21 protein-coding genes and 2 pseudogenes are annotated in these 23085 nt (G+C 67.3%); 17 read left to right on the forward strand and 6 right to left on the reverse strand.

The features are described 5' to 3' along the window. Positions 1-45 precede the first annotated feature (45 nt). The 10 genes from mftD to ABD134_RS03705 all read left to right on the forward strand — a co-directional run bounded on the left by mftD (position 46) and on the right by ABD134_RS03705 (position 10962). Positions 46-1326 carry a pre-mycofactocin synthase MftD gene (mftD, locus tag ABD134_RS03660; protein WP_344226798.1) on the forward strand — a complete coding sequence of 427 codons (1281 nt, stop codon included), beginning with the start codon at positions 46-48 and terminating at the stop codon, positions 1324-1326. A 133-nt stretch (positions 1327-1459) separates the two neighbouring features. Then, positions 1460-2206: an IclR family transcriptional regulator gene (locus ABD134_RS03665; RefSeq protein WP_344226800.1), complete on the forward strand. Its 747-nt coding sequence runs from the start codon at positions 1460-1462 to the stop codon at positions 2204-2206. A gap of 91 nt (positions 2207-2297) precedes the next feature. Continuing rightward, positions 2298-3371: an ABC transporter substrate-binding protein gene (locus tag ABD134_RS03670; protein WP_344226802.1), complete on the forward strand. Its 1074-nt coding sequence runs from the start codon at positions 2298-2300 to the stop codon at positions 3369-3371. A 26-nt stretch (positions 3372-3397) separates the two neighbouring features. Beyond that, entirely contained in the window at positions 3398-4246 is an 849-nt protein-coding gene (locus ABD134_RS03675; protein WP_344226804.1) for an ABC transporter ATP-binding protein, read from the forward strand. Continuing rightward, positions 4236-5030: an ABC transporter permease gene (locus tag ABD134_RS03680; protein WP_344226806.1), complete on the forward strand. Its 795-nt coding sequence runs from the start codon at positions 4236-4238 to the stop codon at positions 5028-5030. The genes ABD134_RS03675 and ABD134_RS03680 overlap by 11 nt, the downstream gene beginning before the upstream one ends. Next, a complete protein-coding gene (gene ilvD / locus ABD134_RS03685) occupies positions 5031-6743 on the forward strand; it encodes a dihydroxy-acid dehydratase (protein ID WP_344226808.1) in 1713 nt (570 codons plus the stop codon). It abuts the gene before it with no gap. Next, entirely contained in the window at positions 6743-8128 is a 1386-nt protein-coding gene (locus tag ABD134_RS03690) for an FAD-dependent oxidoreductase (protein WP_344226810.1), read from the forward strand. The genes ilvD and ABD134_RS03690 overlap by 1 nt, the downstream gene beginning before the upstream one ends. Next, a complete protein-coding gene (locus ABD134_RS03695; RefSeq protein ID WP_344226812.1) occupies positions 8115-9395 on the forward strand; it encodes an aconitase X in 1281 nt (426 codons plus the stop codon). Before ABD134_RS03690 ends, ABD134_RS03695 begins: the two co-directional genes overlap by 14 nt. Further along, complete coding sequence (locus ABD134_RS03700; RefSeq protein WP_344226814.1) at positions 9392-9835, forward strand: aconitase X swivel domain-containing protein; 444 nt, start codon at positions 9392-9394, stop codon at positions 9833-9835. The genes ABD134_RS03695 and ABD134_RS03700 overlap by 4 nt, the downstream gene beginning before the upstream one ends. A gap of 65 nt (positions 9836-9900) precedes the next feature. Then, positions 9901-10962, forward strand: a complete 1062-nt coding sequence (locus ABD134_RS03705) for a zinc-binding dehydrogenase (RefSeq protein WP_344226816.1) — start codon at positions 9901-9903, stop codon at positions 10960-10962. A 161-nt stretch (positions 10963-11123) separates the two neighbouring features. Here ABD134_RS03705 and ABD134_RS03710 read toward each other — a convergent pair. The 3 genes and pseudogenes from ABD134_RS03710 to ABD134_RS03720 form a co-directional block, all read right to left on the reverse strand. Further along, positions 11124-11567 (reverse strand): annotated as a pseudogene (locus tag ABD134_RS03710) (tripartite tricarboxylate transporter permease); the annotation flags it as partial. A gap of 53 nt (positions 11568-11620) precedes the next feature. Beyond that, positions 11621-12400 (reverse strand): ABC transporter permease, encoded by a 780-nt coding sequence (locus ABD134_RS03715; RefSeq protein WP_344226818.1) that lies wholly within the window; start codon positions 12398-12400, stop codon positions 11621-11623. After that, a complete protein-coding gene (locus tag ABD134_RS03720) occupies positions 12400-13191 on the reverse strand; it encodes an ABC transporter ATP-binding protein (RefSeq protein ID WP_344226820.1) in 792 nt (263 codons plus the stop codon). The genes ABD134_RS03715 and ABD134_RS03720 overlap by 1 nt, the downstream gene beginning before the upstream one ends. Before the next feature lie 120 nt (positions 13192-13311). On the opposite strand from ABD134_RS03720, the gene ABD134_RS03725 reads away from it, so the two are divergent. From ABD134_RS03725 to ABD134_RS03735, 3 genes and pseudogenes are all read left to right on the forward strand, one after another. Then, the gene (locus tag ABD134_RS03725; RefSeq protein WP_344226822.1) at positions 13312-14538 is read left to right on the forward strand and encodes a histidine kinase; all 1227 of its coding nucleotides are present in this window, start codon (positions 13312-13314) and stop codon (positions 14536-14538) included. Then, positions 14535-15179, forward strand: coding sequence for a response regulator (locus ABD134_RS03730; protein WP_344226824.1), 645 nt, complete (start codon positions 14535-14537; stop codon positions 15177-15179). Before ABD134_RS03725 ends, ABD134_RS03730 begins: the two co-directional genes overlap by 4 nt. Before the next feature lie 57 nt (positions 15180-15236). Then, positions 15237-15410: pseudogene (locus ABD134_RS03735) on the forward strand (DUF4282 domain-containing protein); the annotation flags it as partial. A 73-nt stretch (positions 15411-15483) separates the two neighbouring features. On the opposite strand, the gene ABD134_RS03740 reads toward ABD134_RS03735, so the two are convergent. Together ABD134_RS03740 and poxB are read right to left on the reverse strand one after the other, a co-directional pair. Then, a complete protein-coding gene (locus ABD134_RS03740; protein ID WP_344226826.1) occupies positions 15484-15735 on the reverse strand; it encodes a TM2 domain-containing protein in 252 nt (83 codons plus the stop codon). 19 nt (positions 15736-15754) lie between these two features. Then, positions 15755-17476 carry a ubiquinone-dependent pyruvate dehydrogenase gene (poxB, locus tag ABD134_RS03745; RefSeq protein WP_344226828.1) on the reverse strand — a complete coding sequence of 574 codons (1722 nt, stop codon included), beginning with the start codon at positions 17474-17476 and terminating at the stop codon, positions 15755-15757. Between the two features lie 130 nt (positions 17477-17606). Here poxB and ABD134_RS03750 point away from each other — a divergent pair, with 130 nt between their 5' ends. Next, positions 17607-19226: a dihydrolipoyl dehydrogenase family protein gene (locus tag ABD134_RS03750; protein ID WP_344226830.1), complete on the forward strand. Its 1620-nt coding sequence runs from the start codon at positions 17607-17609 to the stop codon at positions 19224-19226. Here the strand turns inward: ABD134_RS03750 and ABD134_RS03755 are convergent. Then, on the reverse strand, positions 19189-19599 hold the full coding sequence (locus ABD134_RS03755) for a cupin (RefSeq protein ID WP_344226832.1): 411 nt from the start codon (positions 19597-19599) through the stop codon (positions 19189-19191). The two genes, ABD134_RS03750 and ABD134_RS03755, sit on opposite strands and share 38 nt — an antisense overlap. Positions 19600-20122: 523 nt before the next feature. Here ABD134_RS03755 and nrdH point away from each other — a divergent pair. From nrdH to nrdE, 3 genes are read left to right on the forward strand one after another with little or no spacing between them, the layout of a single operon-like run. After that, positions 20123-20368, forward strand: a complete 246-nt coding sequence (gene nrdH / locus ABD134_RS03760) for a glutaredoxin-like protein NrdH (protein WP_115933195.1) — start codon at positions 20123-20125, stop codon at positions 20366-20368. A gap of 16 nt (positions 20369-20384) precedes the next feature. Then, positions 20385-20855 carry a class Ib ribonucleoside-diphosphate reductase assembly flavoprotein NrdI gene (gene nrdI / locus ABD134_RS03765; RefSeq protein WP_344226835.1) on the forward strand — a complete coding sequence of 157 codons (471 nt, stop codon included), beginning with the start codon at positions 20385-20387 and terminating at the stop codon, positions 20853-20855. Next, on the forward strand, positions 20852-23020 hold the full coding sequence (gene nrdE / locus ABD134_RS03770; RefSeq protein ID WP_344226836.1) for a class 1b ribonucleoside-diphosphate reductase subunit alpha: 2169 nt from the start codon (positions 20852-20854) through the stop codon (positions 23018-23020). Before nrdI ends, nrdE begins: the two co-directional genes overlap by 4 nt. Positions 23021-23085 lie beyond the last annotated feature (65 nt).

The following is a 23085-nucleotide window of genomic DNA, read 5'->3' on the forward strand; positions in this document are numbered from 1 at the left end:
GACGAGCAACGATCAACGACATCCAACAGTGAGGACAGCATCACCATGACCAATCCCTGGTTCGAGAGCGTGGCGGAGGCCCAGCGCCGGGCCAAGAAGCGCCTTCCGGCGTCCGTGTACATGGCCCTGGTAGCCGGTTCGGAGCGCGGCATGACCGTGCAGAACAACATCGATGCCTTCGCCGAGCTCGGCTTCGCGCCCAAGATCACGGGCAACCCGCTCGCACAGGACACCCGAACCACCATCATGGGCGTGCCCGTCGAGTCGCCGGTGATGATCTCTCCCACCGGGGTCCAGGCCGTGCATCCCGAGGGTGAGATCGCTGTCGCTTGGGCGGCGAACAACCGGGGTGCGGCCATGGGGCTCGGGGCGTACTCCTCCAAGGCCATGGAGGATGTGATCCCCGAGAACCCGGGCCGGACCTTCTTCCAGCTGTACTGGTCGGGTGGCCGTGACCAGATGCTGGCGCTCACGCAGCGTGCCAAGGACGCCGGGGCGGCCGGACTGATCATCACCCTCGACTGGACGAACGGCTATGGCCGGGACTGGGGCAGCCCGGAGATTCCGCAGGAGATGAACCTCAAGGCCATCCTCAAGTACGCCCCGGAGATCATCGCCGGCGGCAAGTTCGGCTACGCCCTGGACTGGGCCAGAACCCTGCGCCCGCCGGAGCTCTCCGTGCCGAATGCCGTGCCGAAGGGTGAGCCGGCGCCCGGCTTCTTCGAGGCCATGGGATGGTGGCGCCAGACCGAGATCCCCTCGTGGGATGACATCGCCTGGTTGCGCCGGCAGTGGGACGGGCCGTTCATGGTCAAGGGCATCACCCGGGTGGATGATGCCAAGGCCGCCCGGGACGCCGGCGTCACCGCCGTCTCCGTGTCCAACCACGGCGGCAACAATCTCGATACGACGCCGGCCACCATCCGGCTACTGCCCGCCGTCGCGGAGGCCATTGGCGAGGACGTCGAGGTGTACCTCGACGGCGGCATCCGCCGCGGCTCCCACGTGTACAAGGCCCTGGCCCTCGGAGCCCGAGGGGTGCTGATCGGCCGAGCCTACCTGTGGGGAATGAGTGCCAACGGGCAGGCCGGAGTGGAGAACGTCCTGGACATCATGAAGGACGGCCTGAAGGCGGCCATGATGGGCAACGGCCATGCGACCCTGTCCGAGATCTCCGCCCAGGACCTGCTCATCCCGCCGGGATTCGCCATCACCGCCGGCGGCGACGAGGGCCACGTCTGGGGCGCTCCGGCCCTGGGCTCCTCCGCCTTCGAAGGGGCTGCCGGCGGGCTGGGTCCAGCCACCCGTCCACCCCTGAGCTTCTGACCCCCGCAGTACTTCTGAGCTGGGCGTTTGCCCCGGGGCGCTGGCGATCCGCCTCGGCGACTATCGTGTGATGGGAGGCACACGAGGAGGAGGAATCCTGGCTGGCGAGGATCAACGAAGCATGCTGTCCAGGATGGCGTCCATCCTCCGAGCCTTCGAGCGGGGCGCGGAGGAACTGACCGCCACCGAGGTCAGCCGTCGGACCGGGTTGCCGGCTTCCACCTGCCACCGGATCATGCGGTCCCTGGCGGAGGAGGGAGTGCTGGAGCTCGGCGAGGGGCACCGGTATCACGTGGGCTTGTGGCTGTGGGAGGTGGCCTCGCACGCGCCGCGGTCCGGCGGCGTGCAGCAGGCGGCACTGCCGTTCATGCAGGACCTCATGGACATCACCGGCCACCCGGTCCATCTGGCGGTGCGGGAGGGGTCACAAGCCGTCTTCATCGAACGGATGTCACATTGGCGCGCGCGGAACTCCCGGCCCTACATCGGAAGCCACTATCCGCTGCACCTGACCTCGGTGGGGCTCATGCTGCTGGCCCAGGCGCCCGTGGAAGTCCAGGAGGACTATCTGCTGGGTCGTCTGGAGCAGCGGACTCCCCTGACCGTCACCAGCCCCCAGGAACTGCGGCGGATGCTGGCCTCGATCAGGTCACGCGGCTTCGCCGTCAGTGACCGCCAGGTCGTCATGGACGCCATCTCCGTGGCAGCGCCGATCCGTGACACCCACGGCCAGGTCATCGCTGCCCTGTCCGTCAACACGCCCCTGGGAAGCCTGAAGGAACAGACCATGGCCCACGCGGTCCAGACGACCGCTCTGGCCATCACGAGGTCCATGGCACTGAACGTCCAGATGAACCGCCAGATCCGGCACGTCGTGTGACTCAGATCTCACTGACTGAGATCTTCGTAGAGCTGGATCACCCCCGTTGGCAAAGTCGTGTTCGGCGATCCATCCGAACAAGGAGTCAACGATGTCCCTGCAATCCCCACTCGTCCGATCCCAGGTCAACCGGCGCGGTTTCCTCGCCGGCACCCTGGGACTGTCGGCACTCGGTATCACCGGACTTCTCAGCAGCTGCGGTACCGCATCCTCCGGTGCAGCAGGCGGCGGTGAAGGCGGAACCGCACCTTTCACGTACCTGAGCTACCTGCCGATGGAGACACTCTCGGTCGCACCCGAACTGCTGGCGGACGCCGGAGGCCACTTCGAGAACCACGGTCTGAAGGTCACGTTCCAGTCCACCAAGGGCTCGCCCCAGGCCATCCAGACGCTCGTGGCGGGGGCGGGGCCGCTGACCCGCGTGGGGGCCATCGACCTGATCACGGCAGCCGCGGACGGACAGCCCCTCGTCAACGTGGGCAGCATCGTGCGCGGCTCGTCCATCCGTATCCTCAATTCCACGGCGAATCCCCTGGAGAAGCCCGAGGACTTCCTCGGCAAGACCATCGGGGTGCCCTCCGAGGGCGGCACCAGCGACAAGTCGCTGTCCCTGATGCTGCACAAGGCCGGCCTGAACCCCGACGACGTCGCACGCCAGGTCGTCGGCCTGGGCCCCGGGACCTTCGAACTGGTCAAGCGGGGGGACATCTCCGGGTACATGGTCAGCATCGACCAGTCCATCGTCACCCAGCAGCAGTTCGCGGGCGAGGCACAGGCCTTCGACGCTGGCGATGCCGTGCGCGCGGACTCCCAGATCTACACCGCCACCCAACAGTCCCTGGAGGAGAACGGGGAACAGATCAAGGCATACATGGCCGCCATCAGGGATGCCGTCCAGGAGATCGTCGACGATGAGTCATTGGAATCTGTCATCGAGACGATGCGTTCGAAGTACTCGTTCGGGTCCCTGGACGACGACGAGGTCGCCACGGAGTCACTGAGCCAGAGCCGGGACCTCTGGACCGCGAAGGGAACCCAGCCGCTCCTCACCACGGACGAGGGCTACTGGGCCGAAGGCTACGAGGAACTCGTGTCCGCCGGGATGGTCGAGGCCGGAGCGGACCCGTTGGAGTGGCTGGACAACAGCTACCTGCCGGCGTCCTGAACTCTGCCCATCCCCGAGGAGCAACCATGAGCATGCAAACCCAGCCCACCGTGGCATCGCCGGAGACCTCGATTCCGGACTCGAGTCCGGAGATCCGGATCTCCGGACTCGACAAGACATACAAGACGGAGCGAGGGACCACCCACGCGCTGTCTGACATCAACCTGGAGATCCGCAAGGAGGAGTTCGTCTCCCTGATCGGCCGTTCCGGCTGCGGGAAGACGACGCTGCTGCGCATCATGGCGGGCCTGGTCCCGCCCACCGCCGGTCAGGTCGAGATCGGAGGGCGCGCCCTGTGGCACCACGAGACGGTCGACTCGTCCGTCATCCGCCGTCTCGGCGTCGTGTTCCAGGATTCCAATCTCTTCCCCTGGTACAACATCGAGGACAACATCGCCCTGCCGCTGCGCCTGCGCGGGGTCAAGAAGAACGAGCGGCGGGACCGGGTCCGGGAACTGGCGGAACTGGTGGGACTGCAGAACTTCCTCCCCAACTATCCCCGCGAACTGTCCGGAGGCATGCGCCAGCGCGCCGCCATCGCCCGGGCACTCAGTGACAACCCCGAGCTCCTGCTGATGGATGAGCCGTTCGGCGCCCTGGATGCGCTGACCCGGGAGAAGATGAACATGGAGATCCAGCGCATTGCACTAGCCACCCGCGCCACCGTCGTCTTCGTGACCCATGACATCGACGAGGCCGTGGCCCTCGGGGACCGGGTCGTCCACCTCACCCCGCGTCCCGGTCGCATCAAGGACATCGTCGAGGTCCCCCTGGCCCGGCCTCGCGGACTCGAGATCAAGAAGGACGCAGCCTTCCACGGGCTGGTCGGGAACTTGCACACCTCACTGAACGAAGAGGACGACCGTGAATCGTAAGAAGCTGTTGAAGGTCCTGCCGTGGATCACCACTCCCGGACTGCTCGTGGTGTTGTTCGTGATCTGGGAGCTGAGCGTCAAGGCACTGGACGTCTCCCCGCTGATCCTGCCGCCGCCGACCATGATCTTCGAGAATCTCGGGGAACTCCTCGCCCAGCCCACCACCTGGGACAACGTGCGGGTGACCGTCATCGAGATCGTCCTCGGCTTCTTGGCCGGCACCCTGGCGGGGGTCCTCGTCGGGGTCCTCCTGGGGAAGCTGCCGCTGCTGGAGGCCAGCGTCAGGCCTTTGATCATTGCCCTGGAGGTGGTGCCGAAGGTCGCTCTCATCCCGCTGTTCGTCATCTGGTTCGGGTTCGGCATGACCACCAAGGTCATCATCGCCGGCCTCCTGGCCTTCTTCCCGGTCATGCTCAACGTCCTGCTGGGCGTGCGCTCCGTGGACCGGGGGCACCGGGACCTGATGCAGAGCATCAACGCCAGCCGGTGGCAGACCTTCCGGCACCTGGAGTTCAAGAGCATGATGCCGCACGTCTTCGCCGGCATGGAGACGGCCATCGTGCTGGCGGTGATCGGCACCATCGTGGGCGAGTACCTGGGTGGCAACGAGGGACTGGGCTACATGGTGGTGAAAACCCTCAATGAGCTCAATGCACCTGCGCTGTTCGCGGTCATCCTGATGCTGGCCACCGTGGGCCTGATCATGTACTTCATCGTGACCTCGTTCAAGCGGGTGGCGATCCCCTGGCATGAATCCGTCTATGGGCGAAAGGACGTGGGCTGAGTGGATCTGCGCAGCAACTTCCCGGTCGGCTCCCCTCGGTGGGCGACCCGTCGAACCCAGTGGAAGGCCCTGGGCCTCAGTGACGAGGATGTGGTCAAGCCGAAGATCGCCGTCGTCAACTCCTCATCCAAGCTGGCACCCTGTTTCAGCCATCTCGATGACATCGCCGACCACGTGGTCGAGGCCATCCGCGAGGCCGGCGCCGTGGGCTTCGAGATCCGGACAGTGGCACCGACTGACTTCATCATGGCCGCCGGAGGCCGGGGCGGCTATGTCCTGTCCAGCAGGGACCTACTGGCCAATGACATCGAGGCCGCCGTGGAGGGAGGCCAGTTGGACGGCATGATCTGCCTGGCCTCGTGCGACAAGACGACACCCGGCCAGTTGATGGCGGCCGGACGGATCAACGTGCCCACGATCGTCGTGCCGTGCGGCTACCAGCCCTGCGGGGTGCTGGACAACGGCGAACCCGCGGACATCGAGGAGGTCTTCATCAAGGCCGGACACGTGGCCACGGGTGGGATCACCGTGGAGGATCTCTGCACCATGAGTGACCGGGCCATCGGCGGGCCTGGCGTCTGCACCGGCATGGGGACCGCCAACACCATGCACATCATGGCCGAGGCCCTCGGCATGGGCCTGCCGGGATCGGCTCCCGTGGCGGCCAACAGCCCCGCCATGTGGGAGAACGCGCGAGCCTCAGCCCGAACCATCGTCGAGGCGGTGCTGGCCCAGCGCCGTCCGCGGGACATCCTGACTCCGGGCGCCTTCCGCAATGCCGTCGCGGCCGTACTGGCTGTAAGCGGGTCGATCAACAGCGTCAAGCATCTGCAGGCCATCGCCGTGGAATCCGGTGTGGACGTGGACATCAGTGCCCTGTTCGCCGAGCTCGGCCGCGAGGTGGGGCCACTCACGGCCATCCGGCCGAGCGGCCCGGACAGCATTGAAGACCTGGAGGCCGCCGGGGGAGCCCTCGGCGTCCTCTCGCAACTGCGACCGGTCCTGGACCTCGAGGCCGCCACCATCGGGGGGCGCACGCTGGGCGAGGTCCTGCAGCGGGCACCGGAGGCGGACGCCGGCATCATCCGTCCCCTGCACGAGCCTCGCGCCACCCACGCCACCATCCAGATCCTGTACGGATCCCTGGCGCCGGCCGGTTCGATCGTCAAGCTCTCCGCCACCGAACGCCGCCAGGACAGCTTCGAGGGCCCTGCCCGGGTCTTCGAGGATGCGGCCGAGGCCATCTCGGCCATCAATGCACATCAGGTCGAGGCGGGGAACGTGCTGGTCCTGCGCGGCCTGGGTCCCTCCGGTACACCGGGGATGGGTATGGCCTCCAACGTCGTGTTCGCCCTCAACGGTGCCGGTCTCACCGGTCAGGTGGCGGTGGTGACCGACGGCCAGCTCTCCGGGCTCGTGAACCAGGGCATCGTCGTCGGCGAGGTCAAGCCGGAGGGAGCCCTGGAGGGGCCCCTCGGACTGGTCCACGACGGCGACCGGATCCGTGCCGACATCCCGGCCAGAACCGTCGACCTGCTCGTCTCCGGTGAGGAACTCGAGCGACGCCGGCTGACCCAGCCGGGCCGCGAGTCCGCTACCACCGGTGGCTGGTTGGGCGTCTATGCCCGCACGGTCACTCCGCTTGAACGCGGCGCCACCCTGGTCCCCGACACTGCCCCCGCACTGCACCACCACTACGCCAAGGACTCCTGATGCCCCACAAGCTGACCGATGTGAAGATCCACACCATCACGAAACCACCGAGCGGACCGCTGGAGGAACTGCGCGGAGACCTGTGCGTCGTCGGTGCCGGCATCGCCGGCGTGTCCGCCGCCCTGACCGCGGCGGGCCTGGGACGGCGGGTGATCCTCGTGGACGCCCTGCCCATGCTCGGCGGGCAATGCGCCAACTCCCTGATCGGACTGTTCTGCGGTGTCTACGGCAACGGGCCGGAGTACCGTCAGCTCACGCACGGGCTCTTCGACCGGATGTTCCCCGACCTGGAGAAGACGGGCGATCTCTCCTACAACCACCGCCACACCATCACGGTGAACTATGACGAGCACGCCGTGGGTCGCTGGATGGAACGCGAGATCGTCCAGGCGGGAGTGGTCCCCGTGACCGGAGCCTCCATCCTCTCGGTGGACCATGACGCCGGCCACCTGCGTTCTGTGACGTTCGCGACCCGCTACGGACTCCTGAAGGTCGAGGCGGATGCCTTCATCGACGCCTCCGGAGACGCCGCCCTGACCTGGGAGGCCGGCCTCGAATGCCGGGTACCCGAACGGACCATCTGGGGATCGCAACAGGTGCGCGTCGAGGGGCTCAACCCCTCCGCCGCGCCGGACCCCCAGGACCTGGCCCGGAGCGTGTACGACCACGCCGAGGAGTACGGGCTGATCCGTCGGGACGGACTGGCCTTCTTCTTCCCCGGCCGGGACACGGCGGTGCTGAACATGACCCACATCGAGTCTCCTCTCGAGGCCGTGGGGGCCGCAGAGGCCCAGCTGCGCGGGAAGGACCAGGCCGATCGTGTCATCCAGTTCCTCCGGGACCACCATCCGGCGGCCTTCGGGGAGGCCTCCGTCCGCTTCTATGGTCTTCCGGGCCGTCGCCAGACCCGATGGATCGCCGGCGAACACCAGCTCACAGAACACGAGGTGCGCTCAGGATTCCGGTTCGAGGACTCGATCGCCCGGACCTCCTGGCCCATCGAACTGCATGACCAGCCCGAGGGGTACGTCTGGGAGCAATTCGACGGCGACCACGTGCACTATGTGCCCCTGGGCAGTATCACCCCCCGGGGTGCCGTGAACCTACTGGCTGCCGGACGGTGCGTGGACGGCGACGCAGCCGCCCTCTCCAGCATCCGCGTGATGGGCCCCTGTGCCGCCATGGGCGAGGCCGCGGCCCACGCGCTCGACCTGGCCGACGGCGGTCCCGTGACCGAGATCGACCGGGCCCAGCTACGCGAACGCATCCGCGCCAATATCGGACCGGACGAGGCCGGCGTTGACGCGGTCCCGGCCGGGGCTCCAGCCAGCAGCCGTCATGATGAGAAAGACGGAGAGAAGGAGCCCCTCCATGCTGCTCACTGACGATGACCGCGCCATGCGGGATGGGCGGGACGGAGACGCTGTGGCCGCGGCCATGGACCTGCTGGTCCGCTACGGGGAGGGACTGGGAGCCGAGAGGCTGTGCAGTGTCCGCAACGTGGCCGGAACGTCGACCCAACCCACCCCGGCGAAGGAGAAGATCGCCGCCGAGGGCGGCTGGAACAAGGCGTACGCCGTCATCAACCTCGATTGCGATGACGAGATTGAGATCCCCAAGATGCGGGTGCCCACGTGTCAGCTACAGCACGGCTTCAGTGCCGATGCCCTCAACATCACCCCCTACAACCCCCACCTGGTCGAACTGCAGGCTGAGGCCGAGGCCTTCGCCAGTGACCGGGGTATCAACATCCTGGCCACGTGCACGCCGTACCAGGTGGGAAACCTGCCCGTGCGCGGAGAGCACATCGCCTGGATGGAGTCCTCAGCGGTGGTCTACGCGAACTCGGTCATCGGGGCCAAGTCCAATTGCGAGGGCACCGCGTCGACGGGAGCGGCCGGACTGACCGGCCGCATCCCCTATTGGGGCAATCATCTGGACGAGAACCGTCACGGATCCCACCTGATTCGTGCGGACGTGCCCATCGACTCGTTCTTGGACTGGGGACTGTTCGGGTACTTCGCGGGGCAGGTGGTCCAGGAGGAGCGGCCCGTCTTGACGGGGGAGCTGGCACTGCCCAGCCAAGCCGACCTGAAGCACCTCGGGGCGGCCCTGGCCACCACCGGGGGCGTGGAGATCTTCCACCTACCCGGTGTCACACCGGAGGCACCCTCGGTGGAGGCCGCCTTCGGCCCGCACCGGATTCCGGACCCCGTGGCGTTCACCGCTTCGGATCGACGCCGCATGTACGAGCTGCTCAACAACCAGGGGAACACCGAGGACGTCGACTTCGTCTTGCTGGGATGTCCCCATGCCTCCCTGGACCAACTCGGGGAGATCGCCGCCCTCTTGGACGGGCGGAGCCTGCATCCCGGGACGGAGTTGTGGATCATGACACCGCGGGCCCTGCGGGCCGTGGCTGATCGCAACGGTTACACGGAGGTCATCCAGCGTGCCGGTGGACGGTTGCTGACGGACTCCTGTCCGGCCATGTCCCGGACGGCGCCGGCGGGGACGCGGGTGTTCGCCACCGACAGCGCCAAGCAGGCGCACTATCTGCCCGCCATCCTGGGGATCGAGGCCTGGTTCGGCACCACTGCCGATTGCGTGCAGGCCGCGATCACCGGAACCTGGACAGGAGAGCTGTCATGAGCATGCCGTCCGCAGGAGCCCGCGGAGTGGTTCCCGGAACGGTGCTGAGGGGACGGGGTATCGTTCCCGGAATCGTCCGGGCCGAAGCCCTCGTCTCGCCGGAGACCATCTCCGGCTGGGGCGGAATAGACCCGGCCCGGGGCACCATCATCGAACGGCGCCACGCCTTGTTCGGTGTGTGCTTCACCGGCAAGGTCCTGGTCTTCCCCGGGGCCAAGGGCTCGTCCGGCTGGTCAGGGTTCTTCCAGAGCACACGGTTGCTGGGTACGGCCCCTGCGGCCATGGTGTTCACCACGGTGACCACCAAGGCCGTGCTCGGCGCCGTCGTGACCCGTGTACCGACCGTCAGCGAGCTCGACCGTGACCCGGTCCAGGTCATCCGCAGCGGAGACATCGTCGAGGTCGATGCTGACGCAGGAACCGTCACCATCGTGGGGTAATGCCCGACGACGGCGGGCCGGCGAGCAGAACGTTCGGGCGGGAGACTGCCGGTAGCGTGGGGATTATGAAAGCGACCTTCATGTACGGTGCCGGAGACGTCCGGGTCGAGACCATTCCCGACCCGAACCTGATCGAAGCGACGGACGCCGTGATCCGCACCGTGCGCTCCTGCGTGTGCGGCTCGGACCTGCATCCCTATCACTCGATGGAGGCCTCGGAACAAGGCAGCCCGATGGGGCACGAGGTCGTGGGCGTGGTGGAGGAGATCGGCGCCGCCGTCACCTCGCTGCGCCCGGGCGACCTGGTGATCTCCTCCTTCACCTACCAGGACAACACCTGCGAGTTCTGCACTGAGGGATTCCACGTCTCCTGCCTGCATGGAGGATTCTTCGGCGGCCAGGGGATCGGACTGCAGGCCGAGTTCGTGCGCGTCCCGCTGGCTGACGGCACCCTCGTGGCCGTCCGGGCAGCCGACGGTTCTGCCGTCGATGAGACGGGCAACGACTCCGAGGAACTGCTGGCGAGCCTGCTTAGCCTCTCGGACGTCTACCTGACCGGATACCACGCCGCGACGATGGGCCAGGTGGGCCCCGGACAGATCGTGACGGTGATCGGTGACGGTGCCGTGGGTCTCTCAGCCGTCCTGGCGTCCCGTCAGCTCGGCGCGGACCGGATCATCCTCATGGGCCGGCACGCCTCACGCACGGACCTCGGCCGCGAGTTCGGCGCCACGGACGTCGTGGCTGAACGCGGTGACGAGGGCATCGAGCTGGTTCGGGACCTCACCGGTGGCCTCGGTTCCCACGTGGTGCTCGAGGCCGTGGGCCACCGTCCTGCCTACGAGCAGGCGGCCGGGGTGGTGCGCGCCGGCGGGACGATCTCCCGCGTGGGCGTTCCCCAGTACCGAGAAGCCCCGATTGGCGGCAGCCTGTTCCTGAACAACATCACTCTGACGGGAGGCACGGCACCCGTGCGCCGCTACCTCGAGTCAGCCACGGCGCAGGTCGTCCGCGGTGAGATCAGCCCCGGGCGGGTCTTCGACGTCGCCATGCCGCTCATGCAGGCACCGGCCGCCTATGCCGCCATGGACCGCCGCGAGGCCCTCAAGGTGATGCTGGTCCCCTGAGCCGGGGCGACCGTGGCTACCGGAGCCGCCTTACCTGTTCGGCCCACGCGGAGGGTCCTGCGAGGAACTCATCGTCCGTCAGCGCGGCCTGGTCGAGGGCGGCGGAGGACCGTACGGCGGCAGAATCCAGTCTGCATCCCGCGTCACACCGTGACACGAGGTCAGGTGTCCTTCCGTGCCTTCGACCGGACGCGACCCGCGATGGAGATCACCAGGGACAGGGCAAGGAGTGCGTAGATGGCCACCGGAATCGGCCCATCGACGAAGACGCCGTAGCTCTGGTTGGAGCTGGCCAAGGCGTCCCGCATGCTCGTCTCGAACAGGGGTCCGAGGACCATGCCGATCATCAGCGGGGCCAGCGGCACACCGAACCGGCGCAGCGCGAATCCCAGGAGGCCGATGCCCAAGAGCATCAGCAGGTCGAAGGTGGAGCCCGAGGTCGCATAGACGCCCATACCGCAGAAGACAGTGATCCCGGCGTACAGGTAGGGGCGGGGGATCGCCAGCAGCTTGGCCCAGAGCGGTGCGAAGGGCAGGTTGAGGATCAGCAGCACGACCATCGCGATAAAGAAACTGGCCAGCAGCGCCCAGATCCTGCTGGGCGCCTCCGTACCGGTGATCGCGGTCAAGGTCCCCAAGAACCACTGACGCCGGCGTCCTACTCCCAGCGGAACAGCCAGATCGCCACCCCGGTCCCGACCACCGTGGTGGTCACGAGGCTGATCAGATGCGTCAGCTCGAGGGCGGCCCCGGCCCAGGCCGTTCCCAACGCCTGGACGGCGGCTCCGAACGGCAGCCAGTCGGCCAGCGGCGCCAGCGCGTCAGGCAGCATCTGCACCCCACCGAACAACCCTCCCAGGGCGCCGAAGGCGAAGAACAGGACCAGGCCTATGGCGACGGCCGAGTTCGGCGTCGGAGCGACGGCGGCCACCATCATCCCCAGCGCGTACATCGCGGCCATGGCCAGCAGGAAGATCCCGACGGTGGTCCAGAGGTGCGCGGGCGGGTTCGCCCCGAACCCCCAGAACGCGACCACCAGGGCGAGGGTCAGCCCGAGCACGGCCTGCACCAGGCTCACCACCACTTGTGCCACCAAGACCATAGCCGGAGACGCCGGCGTGACCGCCAGCCGGCGCAGGATGCCCGAGCGACGGTAGTAGGCCAGGAAGCTGGGCATGTTGATGATGCCGATGGTCGCGATGATGACGGTCAGCACCAGCGGCAGTACGAACAGGTCCAGCGCTGTGCGCCCGTTGACGATGACCTCCTGGGAGGCGGGGGCTGCGCTCATCACCAGGATCAGCAGGGGGAGGCCCAACGGGATGATGAGCCCGGAGGTGTCCCGGGTGACCATCTTCGCCTCGGCGCCCACCAGGGTCAGCCAGGACTTCGGGCCAGGGCGTCGTGCCGTGGGTGGGTGAAGGGTGGCGGTCGTCATCAGTGGGCCTCGGCTTCCGTGGTGGATTTCCCTGTTGGACTCTCGTCGTCCTCGTCGAGCTCCCGCCCGGTCAGTGCCAGGAAGGCTTCCTCCAGTGAGGGAGTCCCAGTGGCGGAGGTGATCTCGCCGGGGGTGCCGCGGGCGATGACGCGTCCGGCATCGAGCACGACCAGCCGGTCGCACAGGTGCTCCACCTCGTCCATGGCATGGCTGACGAGCAGCACGGTCACGCCGTCATCCCGCATCTGGTCGACCAGCGACCACAGTCGGCGGCGCGCCCGCGGGTCCAGTCCCGTCGTCAACTCGTCCAGGATCACGACGCGCGGGCGGCCGGCCAGCGCTAGCGCGATGGAGACACGCTGTTGCTGGCCGCCGGAGAGCTTCTCGAACCGGGTACGGCGCTGTGGGCCGAGGCCCACGCGGTCGATGAGCTCCCCCGCCGGTACCGGGTCGGGGTAGAAACTGCGGTACAGGTCCACGAGCTCGGCCACGGTCAACGCCCCGTGGAGGTAGGACTGCTGCAACTGGACGCCGAGGATCTGCCGCACCGCACCGCGATCATGCCGGGGGTCGAGCCCGAGGACCCGGACCGTGCCGACCTCCGGGGTGCGCAGTCCCGCGATCATCTCCACAGTGGTGGTCTTGCCGGCACCGTTGGCCCCGAGGACGCCCATCACCTCACCTGGTTGAACCGAGAGGGTGATGCCGTCCACGGCGGATCTGCCGCGATAGGACTTGCGCAGGTTCTCGGCAAGGATGGCGGGTGCAGGTGCCGGTGATGGAATCGTCATGGTCCTGACGCTAGGCATCATGGGCCGTGCGCACAGGTGCCGTCGGTCATCACCGTGCTGGGCGACCACCCATGACCATCGGCACGGGCAACGGCACTCGCATCCTCCTAGACTCTGAGGATGAGCCAGCGGTACGGGTACGAGATCTGGTCGGGACTGGCGATGCTCGTCGTCGCCATCGCCGTGGCGTCCCCGGTCCTGCTCGGAGCGGCCGAGCCGTCGATCCACCGCACCCTGTGGACCAGTCTGTTCGTGGTCTTCCTGATCAACCTCATCGTGGCGGTCTCCGGCATGGGGCGGCGCGTGGACCTGATCGGGTTCGTGGCCGCCATCGTGTTCTCCTGGGTGCTGGTGCTGACCGCCCCCGGGATGGGACTGCTGAATATCCTCCTCGTGCTGACCGCCGCCATCAGTGCCTACCTGGTGCCCGTAGGGGGCGGGTTCGTGCTGATCGGGCTCAACACTGTGGTGCTCACGGTGGATGCCATGCAGGAGGCCTCGACCCAGGTGGATGGCGCCCTCACGGAATCCGCCCTGATGGAGCTCGGACTGTTCCTCGGGTTCTACCTGATGATCCAGGTCGCGACCTTGTTGAGTACCGTGACCTTGATCCGTGAACAACGGCAACGCCGCGAGCTGGCCAGGGCCCACGTGGACCTGCGGGCTGCCTCCGCCGTGTTGGCCGTGAACGCCCGCGCCGCCGAACGGCTGCGGATCTCCCGGGACCTGCATGACACGATCGGTCACCAGCTCACGGTCCTTGCCCTCGAATTGGAGGCGGCCAGGCACCGGACCCCAGAACCCGGGAGAGAACACGTCGAGCGGGCCGGTACCGTGGCCCGGGAATTGCTCGCGGACCTGCGCGCCGCCGTGGGTCAGCTTCGCACCGAGCCGACCGACCTGGCCGATGCGTTGGAAGGGGTGGTGGCAGGCCTCCCCGGCCTGCACGTGGAGCTTGAGGTGGAATCCGGGCTGAGCCTGGATGAGGCGCGGACCGAGGCCCTCGTCCGCACCGTGCAGGAGGTCACCACCAACACCCTCCGCCACGCGGATGCCACTCGCTTGTGGATCACCGTGGGACTGGACGGTGAGGAGGATCGTCTCAACAGCGAGGTGGTGCTCATGGCCGAGGACGACGGGTGTGGACCCCTGGATGTGGACGCCATCGGAAACGGGTTGCGGGGGATCGCCGAACGGATCGAGATGCTGGGTGGCACGGCGGAGTTCGGCCTCGCCGTGGACAGTACAGGCAACACAGAACGAGACATGCCCGTGAGAACCGCGGCCGGCGTCCGCGGCAACCCGGGCCAGGGATTCCGCGTCATCGCCCGGGTGCCGTCCGCATGACCCGCGTCGTGGTCGTCGACGACCAGACCCTCGTGCGGCACGGGATCCGCACCCTGTTGGACATCGCTCACGTCGAGGTGGTGGGAGAGGCGGACGACGGCGCGGCGGCGCTGGAGGTGATCGCCCGGGTGGCGCCCGACGTCGTGCTCCTGGATCTGCGGATGCCCCGCTACGACGGGCTGTGGACTCTGCGGCAACTGCGGGACCGGGGGATCGAGATACCTGTCCTGGTACTGACGACCTTCGACGACGACACCCTGGTGCTGGACGCCCTGCACTCCGGTGCCCGCGGATATCTGCTCAAGGACGTGACCGTCGCACAGCTCACCCATGCGGTGCAGACCCTGGCCGACGGCGGAACCCTCATCGCCCCGTCCATCACCGATCGGTTGCTGCGGGCGATCCGCACCGGGGCCGTCCCAACGCCGGAGGCTGTGGTGCCCGCCCAGGAACTCACCGAACGGGAACAGGAGGTGCTGCGGCTGATGGCCGAGGGCTACCCCAACCGGCAGATCGCACAAGCCCTGTTTCTCGCCGAGGGCACGGTGAAGAACCACGTCTCCACCATCCTCCTGAAACTGGGCGCGCGGGACCGGACGAACGCAGTACTGCGCGCCCTGCGTGAGGGTCTGCTGCGGTAGGCCTGGCCGCTGCGAACATCTGGGTCCTGATGGTCGAGCCTCTCAACGGCCGCAGCGGATCCGGTGTTGGGCATCGCTGCCCTGCTGCTGGGATGGATCCCCGGTTTCATCATGCTGGTGCTGATGCGGGTCACCGTCGAGTTCTACATCGCCATCGTGCGGACCTCGCAGAACACGGCCGCCACGGTGGCCGAGCTGCAGTCAATGCGTCAGGACAACCAGCGCCGGTGATTTTCGGGATCGGGAGAGCCGGCGCACAACCGGCACGTCACCCTTCGGTACTCACCGGGATGGCCGGAGTCGCCTAGTTGAGTCCGCCGTTGGCCCGCCGGACGAGTCCGGGCAGGCGCACCAGGTCGAGCAGGCACAGTAGGAGCACGACCCCGCCGAACACGAACCCGATGCCCCACGGAGCACTGGCGAGGCCTGCCACGGTCAGAATCAGGTACACCACCCCGAGAGCACGATGCCCCAGGTAGAACCGGTGCGCCCCCAGCAGCCCGAGTGGCAAACACAGGATGTAGGTGAGCAGGAGGTTCTTCGGCGTACGGTCCACGCGGCAACCCTAGCCGGGACTAGAACAACTGCCGCAAGTTCGTCTTCGCCAGGTCGAACAGCTCGTCGCCTCGGCCCGAGAGGACGGTGCGGATCGAGTACAGCGCAAAGCCCTTGGCCTGCTCGAACTGGATGGCCGGCGGAATGGTGAGCTCCTGCGGATCCGTCACCACGTCCACGAGAACCGGGCCGTCGTGGGCGAAGGCCTCCGTGAGGGCGGCGTCCACGCCCTCCGAGTCCTCCACGCGGATGCCCTTGATGCCCATGGCCCGGGCCACGGCGGCGAAGTCGGGATTATCCAGGTGCGTGGCGAAGGGCAGCTGTCCGGCGGCCTTCATCTCGAGCTCCACGAAATTCAGCGACGAGTTGTTGAACACCACCACCTTCGCCGGCAGATTCATCTGCACCAGCGTGAGCAGGTCACCCAGCAGCATGGTCAGCCCTCCGTCGCCGGAGAGCGTGACGGTCTGCCGGGCGCGGTCCTGGGCCAGCACTCCGATCGCCTGCGGGACCGCGTTCGCCATGGAGCCGTGCGAGAACGAGCCGAGCAGCCGGCGTCGTCCGTTCATCTCGAGGTAGCGGGCGGCATAGACCACGGGGGAGCCGACGTCGGGGATGAACACCGTGTCATCGGCCGCCAGGGCGCTGATCCGCCGTGCCAGGTACTGCGGGTGCACCGCTGCGCCATTCCGTGCCGGGGTGGCGAGGTCGTCCAGCTTCGCGCGCGTCTTGGCGTAGTGCTTCCGTGCGTCCGCGAGGTGCCTGCCCTTCTTCTGGTCCAGCAGCGGGACCAGCGCGGCCGCCACTTCCCGCACCCCGCCCAGCAGGGCCACGTCCACGGGGTGCCGGCGCCCGATCTGTTCGCCCCTCAGATCGACCTGGACCACCTGGGCATCATCCGGATAGAACTGCGGGTAGGGGAAGTCCGTGCCGAGCATGAGGATGGCATCCGCCTCGCACATCGCCTTGTAGCCGCTGGCGAAGCCGAGCAGGCCGGTCATGCCGACGTCATAGGGGCTGTCATACTCCAGGTGTTCCTTGCCGCGCATCGCATGAACGATCGGCGAGGCCAGCCGCTCGGCCAGCTGCATCACCTCGGCGTGGGCTCCCGCGGTGCCCGCACCGCCCAGGATGGTGACGCTCCGCGCCGCGTTGAGGACGTCGGCGGCCTCCTGCAATTGTTCCGGCAGGGGCACGACGGCGGAGCGGGTCTTCCGCACGAGGGTGCGGCGATCATCGTGGGCGGCCGCCGAGGCGACATCGCCGGGGATCACGAGGACCGCCACGCCGCGTTGCTCGATGGCGGTGCGCAGGGCGATCTCCAGCAGGCGGGGCATCTGCTTCGGATCGGCCACGTACTCCACATAGACCGAGCACTCCCGGAACAACTCCTGCGGGTGTGTCTCCTGGAAGTAAGTGGTGCCGATCTCCTCCGTGGGGATGTGCGCGGCGATCGCGAGCACCGGGACGCGGCTGCGCTGGGCATCGTAGAGACCATTGATCAGATGCAGGTTCCCGGGGCCGCAACTGCCCGCACAGACCGTCACGTCACCGGTCATCTCGGCCTCGGCCCCGGCGGCGAAGGCGGCGGTCTCCTCATGGCGGACGTGCACCCACTCGATCTCGGGGTGGGTCCGGAGGGACTCCGTGACGGCATTGAGCGAATCGCCGGGCAGACCGTAGATGCGCTTGACGCCATTGAGGGAAAGGGTCTGGATGAGGTTCTCGGCAACGGTGACCATGGGCTCAGCGTAGGGGCGCGGGCGCGTTCAGTGGGAGGGTGTCCGGTCGATGGGGACGGACCCGCGCGTTCGGCGGGCGCGGGGTGCCTGTCCCTCGCCACACGGGGTGCGCTGATGGAAGGGTGGTCCCATGGCTTCCCCCTCCACCCCAGCGTCTACGCCCATCCCGGCGTCGATCCCCACACCGGTCCCCACGCCCGGGCCCGGGCCCGTACCCGCCACGTCCGCTACGTCCGTCTCTGTGTCCAGGACGGTCGACGCCATCGTGATCGGGCTCGGGCCCGGCGGGGAGGACATCGCCGCGCGGCTGGTGCGCGGCGGCTGGTCGGTGCTGGCCGTGGACGAGCACCTGGTCGGCGGCGAATGTCCTTACTACGGCTGCATCCCGTCGAAGATGATGCTGCACGAGTCCCGGAGGGCGGGCGCCTCGTGGGCGAGGGTGGCGCAGCGGATCCGGGAGGAGGCCACGGACCACTGGGATGACCGAGTGGCTGTGGAGAGGCTGCTCGGCACCGGCGCGAAGTTCGTCCACGGGCGGGCCGAGATCGTGGGCGGCCCCGCAGCCGGCGCGGCCTCAGACGGCACCGAGGTCACCGTCACCCCGAATGACGGCAGCGCGCACCAGACCTGGATGGCCCGCCGTGCGGTGGTCCTGAACACCGGCTCGGAAACAGTGCGGGTCCCGGTTCCCGGCCTATCGGAAGCGGTGACATGGACCCACCGGGACGTGGTGACGGCCGAGACACTCCCGGCCTCCCTCGCCATCGTGGGCGGGGGACCCGTGGGGTGCGAACTGGGGCAGGCCCTGGCCCGGTTCGGGGTCCGCGTGAGCCTGCTGGTGCGCGGTGGACGGCTGCTCTCGGGAGAGGCACCGGAGGCCGCCGAGCTGGTGGTGGAGCGGTTCCGGGCCGAGGGGATCGACGTCCGTACGGGGACGGAGATCAGTGGCGTGCAGGCGGGGGATGTCTCCCGGTATGAGACGTCTCACGGCATCCCGGCCTCGGCTGGTCCCGTGGATCTGGAGCTGACCACGGGGGACCGGTTGACCGCGGACCGTGTGCTGCTGGCCACGGGCCGGGCGCCGCGGGACCCGGTCGAGGTGGATGAGTGGTGCCGCGTGTTGGACGGTGCGGCCGCGGAGGGCGGGCGACCCGTCCCGGGCCGGTACGCCATCGGGGACATGACCGGTGCCGGTCCCTTCACCCACACGTCCATGGCCCAAGCGGCGGTGGTGGCGGACCAGCTCCTGACCGGAGCGGCCCGGCGCCCCTTCCTGCGGCATGCCGTACCCCGGGTGACATACACGGATCCGGAAGTGGCCGCCGTCGGGCTCTCTGAGGATGAGGCCCGGAAGGCCGTGGAACAACAGGGCGGCGATGCCTCGGAGGTCCACGTGGCGAGAGTGGACCTCGGGGCCTCGAGCCGGGGGTGGATCGATGAGGTTCGAGGGCACCTGACCCTGGTGGCTCGGGTGGATGGAATGACAGCCGGGAAGGCGGATGGGCAGGGAAACAGGAGCAGGAAGAATGGGACGAGCGGGGGCGTGCTCGTCGGCGCGGCGGTGGTGGGCCCCCATGCCGGGGAGATCCTCGGGGCGCTCACCGTGGCCGTCCACGCCCGGACGCCTGTGGCAGAGCTGGCCCGCATCCCGTGGGCCTACCCCACGTTGCACCGGTCCATCGGGGACGCCGTCACCCAGTTCGGCAGTGACGTCATTGGCGCAGAGTCGGCAGCAGGCCCGGTTTCCTGACGTGGACCGTGTGGTAGATCAGGCCGGAAGCTCCCGCGGTGAAGCGGCGCATCGAGCGCCGGGGCATCCACAGGAGGTCACCAGGCCGTAGGGCCAGGTCTCCCTCTGCGGTGCCGAGCGTGCCGGAGCCGTGGAGGACATGGATCATCACATCGTTGTCCGGGCCCTGGTGCGCGTCGATCCCGTCACCGGCCGGCAGCGAGATGATGTTCGAGTCGAGCTCCCGGACCGGATCCTCGAGTTTCCAGATCGCGCCCGCGACTGTGGCGTCTGCGGCGTCGGTCGAGGTCGCTGTCTCGCGGGCCGCGAGGGCGGCGCGGGCGGCGAGGTCTTCGGTGTTGACCAGGCGGCGGGGTGTCTGGGGTGTGGGCATAGGAGTCCCTTCCGTGGTGCCTCCGGTGGTTCCTCGAGGCTAACCGTCCTGTCCTTGATGTTGGCACGATGCCGACACGCCGCCGCCGTGGACAGGACACGCCGCCGGACTGGATCAAAAGAACCTGTGCACAACGGTGGGCCCCTTCATCCACACCCTGTGGACGTCCTCCGGCCCGCAACCGTCGATCGGCGTGATTCCGGCGTTCCGGGCGGGTGCGTTCACGGTCCGTTCATCCACACTGCCTGTGGACGAGCTGGGGGAAACTAATCTCAACCATGTAAGACAGGATCTTGTGGTTGTTCCATACGGTCACCACTAGATGTAGTATTGATGTCAGCAGTTCGGACCGCGCAGTTTTCACGCCGGAGAGTCCGGGCGGACCCGGAATCCACGGTATCGGGACCTGTTGAACAGGTCTTGGTCGGATTTCGTGGCCATGACGCAAGAACACAGACCACAGAGCAGAAACGCCCGCCGGTCCGGCACCCCGGACGCGGTAACCGAGGACAGGGGAATGACCATGACCGTCACCGTTTACTCCAAGCCGGCTTGCGTGCAGTGCAATGCCACCTACCGCGCCCTGGACAAGAAGGGCATCGCCTACGAGACCGTGGACATGTCCCAGGACGCCGAGGCGCTGGAGCGTGTTCGGTCGCTGGGCTACATGCAGGCCCCGGTCGTCATCACGGGTGCCGAGCACTGGTCCGGCTTCCGTCCGGACAAGATCGAGGAGCTGGCCACCGCCGCTGCCGCCTCGGTGGCCTGAGGTCCCCGAGGTCACCATGACGAGCGTGGTCAGCGACAGCCGGCCGACAGGTGTTGTGGGGTCCCAGACCCCACAGCAGACGGCCGCACGCCTGATCTACTTCTCCTCCGCCTCCGGCTACACCCACCGCTTCGTCTCCAAACTGGAGTTGCCTGAGGGTGAGGCTGCACGGTTGCCGATCATCACCAAGGAGCCGACCCTCCTGGCCACGGAACCCTACGTCCTCATCCTGCCGACCTATGGCGGGGGAGACGGCAGGGGAGCGGTGCCGAAGCAGGTCATCAAGTTCCTCAACGTCACGTCGAACCGGGATCTGATCCGGGGCGTCATTGCCGCGGGGAACACCAACTTCTACGAGGCCTACTGCCTCGCCGGGGACATCGTGGCACGCAAGTGCGAGGTCCCCCTGATGTACAGATTCGAACTCATGGGCACGCCGGAGGACGTCACGGCCGTGCGCGAAGGACTGGAAAGGTTTTGGGGATGACAATCACCGAGCAGGACATGATCAGGTCGGCCAAGGAGCTGCCGGCGGCATGGCAGAACCTGGGCTACCACGAGCTGAACGCCATGCTGAACCTCTACGGTGCGGACGGCAAGATCCAGTTCGAGGCAGACCATGCCGCAGCGCGCCAATACTTCCTGCAGCATGTCAACAACAACACCGTCTTCTTCCACGACCTCGACGAGAAGCTGACCTACCTCGTGGAGCACGACTACTACGAGGCCGAGACGCTCGAGCAGTACTCCGCGGAGTTCCGGACGAGTCTCTGGGACCGCGCCTACCGGCTGAAGTTCCGCTTCCCCACCTTCCTGGGTGCCTTCAAGTTCTACACCTCCTACGCGCTGAAGACCTTCGACGGCAAGCGCTACCTGGAGCGCTACGAGGACCGCGTCTGCATGGTGGCCCTGCACTTGGCCCAGGGCGATGAGCAGCTCGCCATCGACCTGGTGGAGGAGATGGTGGGTGGACGATTCCAGCCCGCCACCCCGACCTTCCTCAACGCCGGCAAGGCCCAGCGCGGCGAACTCGTCTCCTGCTTCCTGCTGCGCATCGAGGACAACATGGAGTCGATCGCGCGCAGCATCAACTCGTCCCTGCAGCTGTCCAAGCGCGGCGGCGGCGTGGCGCTGTCCCTCACCAACATCCGTGAGCACGGCGCCCCGATCAAGCAGATCGAGAACCAGTCCTCCGGCGTCATCCCGGTGATGAAGCTCCTCGAAGACTCCTTCTCCTATGCGAACCAGCTCGGTGCCCGCCAGGGCGCCGGCGCCGTGTACCTGCACGCCCACCACCCGGACATCTACCGGTTCCTGGACACCAAGCGAGAGAACGCGGATGAGAAGGTCCGTATCAAGACCTTGTCCCTGGGCGTCGTCATCCCGGACATCACGTTCGAACTGGCCAAGAAGAACGAGGACATGTACCTCTTCAGCCCGTATGACGTGCAGCGCGTCTACGGCAAGCCGTTCACCGAGATTTCGGTCTCGGAGAAGTACTACGAGATGGTCGACGACGCGCGGATCAAGAAGACCAAGATCAACGCCCGCGAGTTCTTCCAGACCCTCGCCGAGATCCAGTTCGAGTCCGGCTACCCGTACATCGTGTTCGAGGACACGGTGAATCAGGCCAACCCGATCAAGGGCCGGATCACCATGTCCAACCTGTGCTCCGAGATCCTCCAGGTCTCCGAGGCCTCGGAGTTCAACGAGGACCTGACCTACGCCTCCGTGGGCAAGGACATCTCCTGCAACCTCGGGTCCATGAACATCGCCAAGACCATGGACTCGCCGGACTTCGGCAAGTCCATTGAGACGGCCATCCGGGCGCTCACCGCGGTGTCCACCATGTCTGAGATCAACTCGGTGCCGTCCATCGTCCAGGGCAACAACACCTCACACGCCATCGGCTTGGGCCAGATGAACCTGCACGGCTACCTGGCCCGCGAGCGGGTGCACTACGGCTCCGAAGAGGGCATCGACTTCACGAACATCTACTTCTACACGGTGCTGTTCCACGCCCTGCGGTCCTCCAACCGCCTCGCGATGGAGACCGGGACGACGTTCGGCGGCTTCGAGGACTCCACCTACGCCTCCGGGACGTTCTTCGACAAGTACACCGAGCAGGTCTGGGAGCCGGCCACGCCGCGGGTCGCCGAGCTGTTCTCCGGTGCCAACGTGTCCATCCCCACCCAGGCCGACTGGCGTGAGCTGAAGGCCTCCGTCATGGAGCACGGCATCTTCAACCAGAACCTGCAGGCCGTGCCGCCGACCGGTTCGATCTCCTACATCAACAACTCGACCTCCTCGATCCACCCGGTCGCATCGAAGATCGAGATCCGCAAGGAGGGCAAGCTGGGCCGCGTCTACTACCCGGCCCCCTACCTGTCGAACGAGAACCTCGAGTACTACGACGATGCGTACGAGATCGGCTACGAGAAGGTCATCGACACCTACGCCGCCGCCACCCAGCACGTGGACCAGGGCCTGTCCCTGACCTTGTTCTTCAAGGACACGGCCACCACCCGTGACCTGAACAAGGCTCAGATCTACGCCTGGCGCAAGGGCATCAAGACCATCTACTACATCCGGTTGCGCCAGCTCGCGCTGGAAGGCACCGAGGTCGAGGGCTGCGTCAGCTGCATGCTGTGAGCTGAGGTACCCGGGCCCGACGCCGGCCATTAGCCTTGGTCGGGCGGGTCGCCTTCCCGGCGGCC

The sequence above is a fragment of the Citricoccus alkalitolerans genome (genome assembly GCF_039528175.1).
Taxonomy (GTDB): domain Bacteria; phylum Actinomycetota; class Actinomycetes; order Actinomycetales; family Micrococcaceae; genus Citricoccus; species Citricoccus alkalitolerans.